Genomic DNA, 11,642 nt, shown 5'->3' on the forward strand with positions numbered 1-11,642 from the left:
GTTATTTATTGTTTGTTAGTTGGTCAAAATCGTCTACCATATCTTTAGGACCCACTACCGAGACAATGTCTTTCTCATGTAGTTTGTAGGTTGAATCCGGTGCCACGATAACATCCCCATCATGGCGAACAGCAATAACATTTAATCCAAATTTTTTACGAATATTCAAGTTACTAATTGATCGACCATAAAAGGCGGGGTTTACAATTTGAACCTCTGCCATTGAATAGTCATCAGATAGTTCAATGAAGTTTAACATATTAGGCGCAAGAAGTTTGCGTGCCACTCGTTCGCCCATTTCGCGTTCAGGTTGTACGACGACATCTGCGCCTATTTTTGTGAGCACACGCAGATGGGTGCGATTTTCAGCCTTAGCAATAACATTCTTAGCACCAAGATCTTTGGCGTTGATGGTCGCTAGAATGCTGGCTTGCATATTATGACCAATGGCAATCACAATATGATCAAAACTAGCAATGTCTAGTTTGCGTAACACTTCATCTTCTTGAGCATCTGCAATGACAACTTGTGTTGCGATATCACGATAATCATTAACATGTTCTTCACTAATATCAATGCCTAAAACATCTTGCCCATTGGCAACCAATGTTTCCAAAAGGGCGCCGCCAAAACGTCCGAGGCCTATAATGGCATAGGTTTGTCTCATTTTTATTTCTCCTAACTATGGTTGCAAAACGCTATCCAATGATAACGGATTCTTCTGGGTATCGGAAGGGTGCTTTATCATCATGTACATTTAGAATGGAGAACATGACGGTATAGATTCCGACACGACCAATGAACATTGCAAGCATGATAATAAGTTGTCCAAAGGTTGTTAGATGTGGGGTCAGGCCAAGAGTTAAGCCAGTTGTAGCAAAAGCACTGACCACCTCAAAAATAATGTATTCTAGCCCATAATGTGCAGTGTGCTCTTGAGTAAGCATTAATAGAAATGATAAGATGCCCAAGAATGCTAGCGATACGAAAACTAATAGCAGTGCACGAACAATGTTTTCGTGTGATAAGCGACGATGCGAAAATACAACATCCTTTTTCCCACGTAAAGCAGCGTGTGTTTGTAAAATCAACACACCAAGCGTAGTGGTTTTGATACCACCAGCAGTTGATCCTGGTGTACCACCAATATACATTAACATCATGGTTAATAACACGGTTGCTGAGCTCATTGAATCGAAACCAAATTGTGCGAATCCCGCGGTACGATATGAAATAGACATAAATAATGTATCGAAAATGCGGTTTATAGGTTGAATGTCTTGAGCAGAGTTCATATTACGTTCGGTCAATTCAAACAACAACCAACCACCTACAATTAGAACACCTGTCATAACAAGTGCTAGCTTGGAGTGTAATGTTAGGCGATGTGTTGTCCGATATATGAGCAAATCACGCCAGACTAAGAACCCGAGAGAACCAGCAATAATTAGGAAGGCAATAATTAGTAGAATCCAGGGTTGATTATTATAAGCAGCTGTCCCGTGAGGTAAAATTGAGAAACCTGAATTACCAAATGCTGAAATGGCGTGGAATACAGCATAAAACATACCATGTTTCCAACCAAAGTCATTTATAAAGAAAGGCGCTAGCAACACTGCACCGATACTTTGAATAATAACTGATAGTTTAATAACATACCCAAAGACCACCCGTGTATCATAGAGGCTTTCCAAGTTATAGACTTCTTGAACCATCATTTTACTTCTTAAATCCATTTTTTTTCGGGTGGCCGTAAATAACAGCACTGAAAACGACATGAATCCTAGTGCGCCAATCTCAATCAAAACCATGATGACGATTTGACCAAAGGTGGTCCAGTGGGTTGCTGTGTCGACAACTGTGAGGCCAGTAACTGAGGCTGCTGAAGTTGCTGTAAATAAGCCATCCATGAAGGTGTGACCCACATTACCATGATAACTAAGGGGCAGCATTAGCAATAGCGCACCGACTGTAATGACTGTTAAAAAGCCTAATGACAATCGTTGTGGCATTGATATGCGTGACCAAAAAGTATGGCGTTGCGATTTGTCATGAAATTTTTGCATTTCAGCTGCAGTTGGTAAATCGATTTTTCTAGACATATTTATTTTTGTAGGGTTCTTTCTCAAAATAGATTGTTGTTTAATAGAGAGGTATATTACCTTTGTTCAATTATACACTGTGGGTTGTAAAATCGGATATTTTTGGATGATGAGCTGATTAAGATTAGATATTTTACAGTATAGTATGATTTCACGATAATGATGACGGTTTACAAATGACGTCACTAATGTTAATATAAAATGTTCGAAAATTATGATAAAGTTGTTAGATTATTATAATTGTAACTTATATTTATCATTTCCAGATAAAAAATAAACACGAATGCCATGAATTATTTAAGGGGACATATCAAGTATGATTCGATTAATGCAAAATAAAGATCAGAGGAATAATATTAGTGTACGTATTGCTATTTATTTGACCTATATTGTACAGGGGTTTGCTTTAATTATTTTAGCGCAGACCGTGCAACAATTAAGTGAATTGTGGAATGCCTCAATTGCTGGTACAACTGCTGTCGTTTCAGCAATTGGTATTGGAAAGCTAATTGCTTATCCAATTTTGGGAGAATTGTCTGATCACGTTGATAGAAAAAAATTATTAATGATGGCTATGTTCATGTATTTAATATTTTTTTCTATTTTACCATTAACAAAGAATATATTTTTCGCCGTTGTCATAACCACGCTGGCAGGACTAGCCAACGCGGCATTAGATTCTGTGGCCTACCCCACATTATTAGAAATGAATCATGGTAAATCCAGTGGGAATGTACTCATTAAAGCAATGATTTCATTGGGTGAAGGGATATTACCGATTATTTTAGTCATGTTGATTAATCAACATATTTGGTTTGGTTGGTTATTTTGGGTTGCCACGGCTATTCTGGTAGTAAACTTAATCATCATGACTTCAATTAATGCAGCTGGTTTTTATACTATTCGTACCTCAAAAGGGGGCAAGAGAGCTACCAATAAAGGTACATGGCATTGGAATATTACAAAAATATTATTTATGATTTATGGATTCAGTGCAATGTGGGTGATGATTCATTTTACTCAGTGGGTCACGCGATATTTTCACATTGTACAATCATTTTCAACGGTTAGTTCGCATGTACTAATGTCTTTTTACAGTATTGGCTCACTCATGGGCGTGGGTACTTTGTTTTTATTGACCAACCGGGGATGGATCAGCGAAAAGATATTGTTAATGATCACAGCGATAGGGACAATAGTTGGATTAGTTATTGTCGTTTTGAGCCAAGAAACAATCAGTGCTAGTTTCGGTTGCTTTATTTTTGGTTTTTCAGCCGCAGGAGGAGCGCTACAGTTGGGATTGAGTCAATTAATAGCCTCAGATCCAAAGTTTTCAGGCCGTTTGACCGGTCTCTATTTTTTCTTTGGTAGCATTGCATTTTTTGTTATGCCAATTGTCACTGGTCACTTTGCCGCACAACATTTGCAAGGTGTGATGTTGAGTTTGTTGGCTGTGGCTGGTTTGAATTTGTTTATTGTAGTCTTTAATTTTTATCATTCGCAACAAGTGCAGAAACAATAATTTCATAAACAAATACAAAAAAGCAAGACTAACATGTCTTGCTTTTTTTGTGTTTGTTATAAGTTGGACAGATACTTTTTCATCCGGTTCTGAAAATCAACTAGTGGCTCTGGTTCAGGTTGGCTCATCCAGACAGAAATAAACGATGTGAGCATTTCAATTAAGTATTCTGTGGTTAGAATGTCAGCAGCCAACTTGGGATTATATCGTGTAATTAGCGATAAATATTTGGATTTGATAAATGTAATCCAAATATTTCTAATGTATGGGCGCGTATATAAAAGGTGTAATTCTTCTTTCTTTTCGTAGAGCATCGGTGCCATGTCGTTGATAAAAACTGATATAAGATTATCATTGGTTGACAAGCTTGTTTCTACCTTGATTTTAACGTCTTTGTCAATCCGATTGATTACAGCATAAAATAAATCATCATATGAGGGATAATATTGTTTAATTTTTTGGATAGCGATACCAGAAGTTTTTTCTAGTTGTTTGAGACTAGGCTTATCTTCTCTGTTTGAATGCATATTGGCTAAGAAAGATAGTAAAATTAGCTCTTCATCATTGTCTTCACACGAATTAGTCGGCGGAATAATAAAAAAATCCAGAGGTAAATCAAACTTTTCAATAATTAAGAGCATCATTTCCGTTGTAGGGTGCCCTTTATGACGTTCCCAATTAGAGACAGATTGAAATGAAATATATAGTTTTTCAGCGAATTGCTGTTGTGTTAGTCCGTTTTTCTTACGGAGCGCTTTAATTTTATTACCAATCTCCATAATAGTCTCCAAAATAATTCTTTGATACCATGATATAACATATTTGGAATGAATCCAATATTTTATCATAAAATGTCTGGATAATCACTAAAAAATGTCACTTTTTAAACTGCTAATTATTGAAATTCATATAAAGCGGTTTTGTTATAATTCTACAGAGGAGGGGAGCATAATGATCGAGAACCATGAGTTTTGCCGATTGAGTGAGGCAGATATAGCCACAGTTATTGGGGGCGAATCAGAAGATATTGCATATAATCTCAGACGATTGAGATTAGAATTAGGGTACAGAAGAGCAGATTTAGCAGATGAGTTGAACATCAGCTTGTCAACAATAGCAAAATATGAGACTGGATCGAGAATACCGGACATTGATACAATAATTCAATTATCCAAAGTATTGCATACAAATGTAAATAATTTAATTTTTAAATGAAAAGATATTGGACGGGAAAGCTAGTTGTATGGACAAAATGTCTCAATTTTTAAGGAACTTATTTTATATAATATGAATATATTACGAAAGGAGAATAACTATTTATGGAAAAGTTGTCAGAACAAGAATTAGCAAAAGTTTCGGGGGGATTTCCACTATTGCCAATTGTAGTTCCAATTATCGCTGGTGGAGCAACTTATGTTGCAAAAGATGCGTGGAACCATTTGGATCAAATTCGGTCAGGATGGAGAAAAGCAGGTAATAGTAAGTGGTAAAGAATTATGTGTATAACGGATTAAGCATAATGATTGGTGTTTTTCTAGCACGTATTGGGTTAAACTTTGTCTCAGAAGAAAGTTTCTTCTACGGATGGTACGATGCAATGAAGTTTACTGGTGTAATATTTTTGTTACAAATTTTATATTTTTATTCAAGGAGAAGTAAAAATGGATTTTAAAACGCAACGTAATGTATTGAACTCGGAAAAGCTAATGATGATTAGTGGAGGTTCAACAGATGATTCTTGGGAGGGCTTTGGCTCAGGACTGCATAAAACAGTGAATACAGTTGTTTATGCTGGAACAACTGTGGCAAGAGCTCATACTAGAAGTCATCAACGATGCTTTACTGGAAACAAGTGGTAATTTTGTCTCAACGAAAAAAATAAGCTTGGTTTTTAGATAAATATCATAGCAAGTTGAGATCCTAACTATAAACATGTTTTTGTGTTTAAATTTAAGATATATCCTGTCAAACTAGTAAATCTTCATATAATTCTTTTGCAAAATCTTGCGTGGACATGATTCAATAATGTTGACTATGTTTTATTGGGGATGTTTGCTGGTATATAATTTGCATTGATGTAGGTAGAGTAATGTTGATCATATGATTGAGTGAAGTAAGGATTAAATAAATTTTAGAGGTGTTGGAACCACCATATTTTACTAAATTGGTAGGGCTGTATATACTTTATTCATTAAGGCTAAGACAATACAGAATATATGCTAGATTACAAGATTTTTTCGGTAATATTAGTCGATAAGCATTTAAGAATAAGGTTATTCTTCAACCTTCCAAAATATAGGCATTCATCGTATATCATGTGGGATTTTACTTTAATATTTAACAATTTGAGTGTAAACGAACATAGTATTTTAACGCTATAAAGGGCCACACTAAAGGGAACTATTATGTTATTTATCCGTGGTGGCCTTGTCATTGACTTAATTTTGTGGATTCATCCAAAACATGTGCATATATAAATTAGACGACAATATGGTACACATGCCCCCTGCTATCTAAACTGAGTCTGTAGTACTAACTTAACTAATTATTGAAAGGGTAATCAATGATATTTAATCGTGCAATAACTGTCATATCGAAAAAGGTAGGACAACTTATTGAATTAGTTTTAGTAACAGTATTAATTGATATTATTTTAGACATACCTCCGGCCTGTGTATTTATAGATAAGTCTAACGGGTGGTTCGTGTTATTGTCAATTATACTTGGGGGTGTTGTTTCATATTTTGGCTATCGTTACTTAGCATCAAAGACAACTGCTATTTTTGAACGAATTAATCTGAAAAAATAGGATTTATTATTATCATGTTGGTCCTAACAAGAGTTCTGATGGATTTGATAATACCGGCTATATTTGGACAAAATCAAGATATTAGTTTAAATCAAAAAATGATTGAAAGTATGTTTCAGCAAGGTGGGATAGTAGCATTATTATTTAAACTGAATACTATTATTATTGCGCCAATAATTGAAGAAATTTCCTTTCGTGGCATTATATTTGAAGAGGCAAAGCCTTTAGGGAAAGTTGTACAGTTCATTTGGCCAACGTTTGTTTTTGCGGCAGTCCATGGGCCATCAACACCGGAGCAATGGACGGTTTATTTAACCGCAGGTGCCTTGTTGATGGTTGTTCGCTTAGTGACCAAAAAGTTACAATATTCAGTAATGTTTCATATGGCACATAACTTGATGGCAACGGTTGGCTTGTAGAATAAGGAAAAATAATCGTGATAAGTGGGAGTTACCTCAATTTGCTCTAATCAATAGGTAAAATGATTGCAACATACGTGTTTAGAGAACATGGTATAATATTATTTAAGGAAAATTCCGCGAACAGTTTTTGTCCGCGGAATTTTTACAACCTATATAGAAAGAAGCAGAGAGTATATGACCGAATCAACACCAGTCATTGAAATGCGACATATTATCAAAAAATTTGGTGATTTTGCGGCCAATGATGACATTAACCTACAAGTCCAACAAGGTGAAATTCACGCGTTACTTGGTGAAAACGGTGCAGGAAAATCGACGTTGATGAACATTTTGACAGGATTACTGCAGCCCACTAGCGGTGAAATTCTGATTAATGGCAAAAAAGTATCAGTTGATTCGCCTTCAAAATCTGATGCATTAGGCATCGGAATGGTGCATCAACATTTTATGTTAATTGACGCCTTTACTGTAACAGAAAATATTATTCTCGGTTCAGAAGTAACAAAAGGATTGTCCTTAGACACTAAAACTGCTGCTAAGAAAATACAAGCTTTGTCAGATCAATATGGTTTATCAGTTGATCCAATGGCTAAGATTTCTGATATATCAGTTGGTCAACAACAGCGTGTCGAAATATTAAAGACCCTTTATCGTGGCGCTGATATTTTGATTTTTGATGAACCAACAGCAGTTTTGACACCACAAGAAATCGATGAGTTAATTGTCATCATGCACAATTTAGCACAAGAAGGTAAATCAATTATCTTGATTACGCATAAACTTGACGAAATACGTGCTGCTGCTGATACGGTGACTGTCATTCGTTCCGGTAAATCAATTGATACTTTCCCAGTTGCCGGTGTGTCTTCTCAGGAATTAGCTGACTTGATGGTTGGTCGTGAAGTTAGTTTTAAAACTGAAAAAGAAGTAGCTCAACCTGGTGCAGTGATATTGTCGATTGATAACTTAGAAGTGCAAGATACACGTCGTGTTGCTGCTGTTAAAAACTTTTCGCTAGATGTGAGAGCAGGTGAAATTGTTGGTTTAGCTGGTATCGATGGGAACGGTCAAACAGAACTAATCCAGGGAATTACTGGATTAACAAAGGTACAAGCAGGACATGTTAAGCTAAAAGGAGAGGATATCACCAATAAAAAGCCGCGTCATATTACTGAAGCGGGTGTTGGTCATATTCCTGAAGATAGATTGCGTTTTGGTATGGAAGTTGAAATGACATTGTCTGAAAACTTGTCATTGCAAACGTACTATAAACAACCTATTTCAAAATCAGGTGTCTTGCAACCTGCTGAAATGGATAAATTAGCTGACAAATTAGTTCAGGAATTTGATGTGCGAGCTGCCAGTATTCATGTGACCGCGGGTTCAATGTCGGGTGGAAACCAACAAAAAGCTGTAGTTGCACGTGAATTAAATCGTGATAATGATCTCGTGATTGCTGCCCAGCCAACTCGTGGGTTAGATGTTGGAGCGGTTGAATATATTCATCAACGTTTAATCGCACAACGTACAGCTGGTAAGGCCGTATTGGTCGTTAGCTTTGAGCTAGATGAAATTCTTAATTTATCGGATCGTATTGCTGTTATTAATGACGGTAAAATTGTCGGAATAGTTGACGCTCAAGACACAAACAAACAAGAGCTTGGCTTGTTGATGACAGGTATGAGCTTAACAGAAGCTCGTGCGGCATTGAAAGAAGAGGTGGGGTCCTAATGATTGCACAAAAGAATAACCTTTCTGTGGCAATGTTTTCTGTTTTATTCGGTTTAATTGTCGGCGCATTGATTATGTTAGTATTCGGCTATAACCCAATTTCTGGTTATGTTGCGCTACTTGGTTCGGCATTTGGTTCAATGCAGGATATTGGTGGTGTATTGACGCAAATGACACCTTTAATTTTGACAGCATTAGGGTTTGCAGTGGCTTCGTCTGCAGGATTCTTCAATATTGGTTTATCAGGTCAAGCTTTAGCCGGATGGGTTGGGGCAGTTTGGTATGCTTTGAGTTTTCCTGATATGTCAGCTATCATCATGATACCAAGCGCATTAATCATTGGAGCTGGTCTGGGTGCCATTGCTGGGTTCATTCCTGGTTGGCTACGCGCACAGTTTGGTGCTAGTGAAGTTATTGTGACGATTATGATGAATTATATTTTCTTATTTTTAGGAAATGATATCTTGCAAAATACGATGTCTAAGAATATTAAGGAGTCTGCAGAAACAACCAAACAAGTTGGTGCCAATGCATCGCTCCAGATGAAATGGTTGACTGATTTGACGCAAGGTTCAAGCATTTCAGCGGGAATATTTATTGCTTTAGCAATGATTGTTGTTGTTTGGTTTGTTATGAAGAAAACAACGCTTGGTTTTGAAATTCGTGCGGTTGGTTTAAACCCTGATGCGGCTAGATATGCTGGTATGTCAGCAAAGCGTAATGCTACAATAGCTATGGCAATATCCGGAGGTTTGGCAGGTTTAGCGGGAACCATTGAGGGACTTGGTAATTATCTGAACTTCTTTACGCAAAATGGGTCACCATCAATTGGCTTTGATGGTATGGCTGTTGCTTTACTTGGCGGTGGGTCTTATCTTGGTATACTTGGTGCTGCTGCAATTTTCTCTATATTAAAAATCGGTGGATTAGGAATGCCAATGTCTTCTGGTGTGCCATTTGAGTTGGTGGATATCGTTACAGCCTCAATTATTTTCTTTGTTGGTGTGCGCTATTTGATTCTATTAATTCAAAAGCGAATTAAAGATATGGACGAAAAAGCGGCGTTAGAGGCAGCCAATAAAAAAGCGGCAAAAGCAAATCAGCAGAAAGGCGGTGAATAAAATGTCACTCATGGCAATGTTATCACTTGTTATATCTAGCACACTAGTTTATTCAGCACCTCTGATATTCACTTCAATTGGTGGCACTTTTTCCGAACGTTCAGGTGTCGTTAACGTCGGCCTGGAAGGAATTATGGGAATGGGCGCTTTTGCAGCAGTCGTCTTTAACCTAACATTTGCTGGACAACTTGGCGCTGCCACACCTTGGTTAGGCTTGCTAGCTGGTGCCATTGTTGGGGTTGTTTTTTCGCTAATTCACGCTGTTGCTACAGTGACACTACGTGCGGATCATATTATTTCTGGAACAGTCATTAACTTGATGGCCCCAGCTTTGGGTGTATTCTTAATTAAAGTTTTATATGGTAAGGGGCAAACGGAGTCCATCGGGCAAGACTTTGGTTATGCCACGGTTCCTGGATTATCAAAAATGCCAGTATTAGGGCAATTATTCTTTGAAAAAACATCTGGGCCAGCTTGGTTAGCAATTCTTGTTGCTGGGATATCATGGTATATTATCTTTAAAACAAAGTTTGGTTTACGTCTGCGCTCGGTTGGTGAGAATCCACAAGCTGCCGATACACTTGGCTTAAATGTTGCACGTTTGCGTTATTCTGGTGTGATGATTTCTGGATTGCTTGGTGGCATTGGTGGTGCAGTTGTAGCACAGTCAATTTCATTAAACTATTCAGCTAGCACAATTGTTGGACAAGGCTTTATGGCGATGGCCGCAATGATTTTTGGTCGTTGGAATCCATTAGGTGCTTTGGGTGCTTCGTTGTTCTTTGGTTTGTCACAATCACTTGCTGTGATTGGGGCACAGTTACCAGGATTGAAAAATGTTCCTTCAATTTGGTTACAAATAGCACCATACGTACTCACAATCATTGTGCTTGTGTTCTTCTTTGGTAAAACACGTCCGCCTAAGGCTGATGGTGTGAACTATATTAAAGCAGCTTAAATCACATAAAAAAGCGAATCTTTTGATTCGCTTTTTTATTTATAAGTAAGCTGCTGTTTTCTCAGCAATTGCATTAGCTGATTTTTGTAGTAGTATCTTTTCTTCATCGGTAAGTTGTAGATCAAATTCAGCAGTTACACCATCACGGCCAATAATGGCTGGCGTAGAAATATATCCTTCAAAACGTTCATCATAGTGAGAAACGATGGCTTCTCTGCGTGCATTGGATAGAACTAATTTTGCAAGAGAAACAGCAGCATGAGCAATGGCAAAATTCGTATATTTTTTACCGGCAAAAACGGTAAAGCCCCCGACACGTGCAGCCTCTGCAACCTTATCTAGATTAATATCGTACAACTTAACTAATTCATCTGCATTTTTTCCTAATGCATTAACGGTAGACCAAGCGGCAAATTGTGAATCGCCGTGTTCTCCAAGCATATAACCACTAATTCCGCGAGGATCAATTGCTAATGTATCACCTAATGCACGTTTTAAGCGTGCAGTATCTAGGTAAGTTCCAGTGCCAAAAACTTGATTCGCTGGGAGGCCAGTTGCTTTTTGATAGATACCAGTAATAACGTCAACAGGATTTGAGATAACAATGAGCACACCATTAAAGCCTGCTTGCTTTAAGTCAGATCCAACCTGTTGTACCTCTGGGGTATTAGCTTTTAGTTCTGTAAAACGATCGCCACCAGGCTTAATCAATTCGATGTGTCCCAGAGCAGAAATAACAACTTCAGCGTCTGTTAAATCTGTTACTGTTCCAGCGTGTACTTCGACATGATGATCTAATAGACTGGCAGCATCACGAAAATCAAGCTCTTCAGATGCAAGTTTTTCTGGATTTTTATCTACTAAAACAATTTCATCTGCTAATCCTTGTGCAATAATGATGTGGGCTACCGTTACACCAACATGTCCAATGCCAACAACACCTATTTTTCTCATGTGAGTACCTCGTTAATATATTA

The 11,642-nt window shown here is 37.5% G+C and carries 13 protein-coding genes; 9 read left to right on the top strand and 4 right to left on the bottom strand.

Features of this window, described 5'->3' with window-relative positions; translation table 11 throughout:
- Window position 1 precedes the first annotated feature (1 nt).
- Together LEUM_RS00325 and LEUM_RS00330 are read right to left on the bottom strand one after the other, a co-directional pair.
- Window positions 2-667, bottom strand: a complete 666-nt coding sequence (locus LEUM_RS00325; RefSeq protein ID WP_010286784.1) for a potassium channel family protein — start codon at window positions 665-667, stop codon at window positions 2-4.
- 31 nt (window positions 668-698) lie between these two features.
- Complete coding sequence (locus tag LEUM_RS00330) at window positions 699-2,102, bottom strand: TrkH family potassium uptake protein (protein ID WP_011679052.1); 1,404 nt, start codon at window positions 2,100-2,102, stop codon at window positions 699-701.
- 316 nt (window positions 2,103-2,418) lie between these two features.
- Between LEUM_RS00330 and LEUM_RS00335 the strand changes: the two genes are divergently transcribed.
- Window positions 2,419-3,624, top strand: coding sequence for an MFS transporter (locus LEUM_RS00335; protein WP_011679053.1), 1,206 nt, complete (start codon window positions 2,419-2,421; stop codon window positions 3,622-3,624).
- A gap of 56 nt (window positions 3,625-3,680) precedes the next feature.
- On the opposite strand, the gene LEUM_RS00340 is transcribed toward LEUM_RS00335, so the two are convergent.
- On the bottom strand, window positions 3,681-4,403 hold the full coding sequence (locus LEUM_RS00340; protein WP_010288463.1) for a helix-turn-helix domain-containing protein: 723 nt from the start codon (window positions 4,401-4,403) through the stop codon (window positions 3,681-3,683).
- Between the two features lie 172 nt (window positions 4,404-4,575).
- Here LEUM_RS00340 and LEUM_RS00345 point away from each other — a divergent pair, with 172 nt between their 5' ends.
- From LEUM_RS00345 to LEUM_RS00380, 8 genes are all read left to right on the top strand, one after another.
- Window positions 4,576-4,839, top strand: coding sequence for a helix-turn-helix domain-containing protein (locus LEUM_RS00345; protein ID WP_010288464.1), 264 nt, complete (start codon window positions 4,576-4,578; stop codon window positions 4,837-4,839).
- Window positions 4,840-4,943: 104 nt separating this feature from the next.
- On the top strand, window positions 4,944-5,114 hold the full coding sequence (locus LEUM_RS10395) for a bacteriocin (RefSeq protein ID WP_010288466.1): 171 nt from the start codon (window positions 4,944-4,946) through the stop codon (window positions 5,112-5,114).
- Window positions 5,115-5,285: 171 nt separating this feature from the next.
- On the top strand, window positions 5,286-5,483 hold the full coding sequence (locus LEUM_RS00355) for a hypothetical protein (protein ID WP_011679054.1): 198 nt from the start codon (window positions 5,286-5,288) through the stop codon (window positions 5,481-5,483).
- A gap of 704 nt (window positions 5,484-6,187) precedes the next feature.
- A complete protein-coding gene (locus tag LEUM_RS00360) occupies window positions 6,188-6,433 on the top strand; it encodes a hypothetical protein (protein WP_010293490.1) in 246 nt (81 codons plus the stop codon).
- Window positions 6,434-6,471: 38 nt separating this feature from the next.
- On the top strand, window positions 6,472-6,852 hold the full coding sequence (locus LEUM_RS00365) for a CPBP family intramembrane glutamic endopeptidase (protein WP_010293492.1): 381 nt from the start codon (window positions 6,472-6,474) through the stop codon (window positions 6,850-6,852).
- Between the two features lie 177 nt (window positions 6,853-7,029).
- Window positions 7,030-8,586, top strand: coding sequence for an ABC transporter ATP-binding protein (locus tag LEUM_RS00370; protein ID WP_011679055.1), 1,557 nt, complete (start codon window positions 7,030-7,032; stop codon window positions 8,584-8,586).
- Window positions 8,586-9,707, top strand: a complete 1,122-nt coding sequence (locus LEUM_RS00375) for an ABC transporter permease (protein WP_011679056.1) — start codon at window positions 8,586-8,588, stop codon at window positions 9,705-9,707. Before LEUM_RS00370 ends, LEUM_RS00375 begins: the two co-directional genes overlap by 1 nt.
- 1 nt (window position 9,708) lies before the next feature.
- Window positions 9,709-10,665 (top strand): ABC transporter permease, encoded by a 957-nt coding sequence (locus tag LEUM_RS00380; RefSeq protein WP_011679057.1) that lies wholly within the window; start codon window positions 9,709-9,711, stop codon window positions 10,663-10,665.
- Window positions 10,666-10,704: 39 nt separating this feature from the next.
- Here the strand turns inward: LEUM_RS00380 and LEUM_RS00385 are convergent, their stop codons facing one another.
- On the bottom strand, window positions 10,705-11,619 hold the full coding sequence (locus LEUM_RS00385) for a lactate/malate family dehydrogenase (protein ID WP_011679058.1): 915 nt from the start codon (window positions 11,617-11,619) through the stop codon (window positions 10,705-10,707).
- Between the last annotated feature and the right edge of the window lie 23 nt (window positions 11,620-11,642).

The sequence above is a fragment of the Leuconostoc mesenteroides subsp. mesenteroides ATCC 8293 genome (genome assembly GCF_000014445.1).
GTDB lineage: Bacteria > Bacillota > Bacilli > Lactobacillales > Lactobacillaceae > Leuconostoc > Leuconostoc mesenteroides.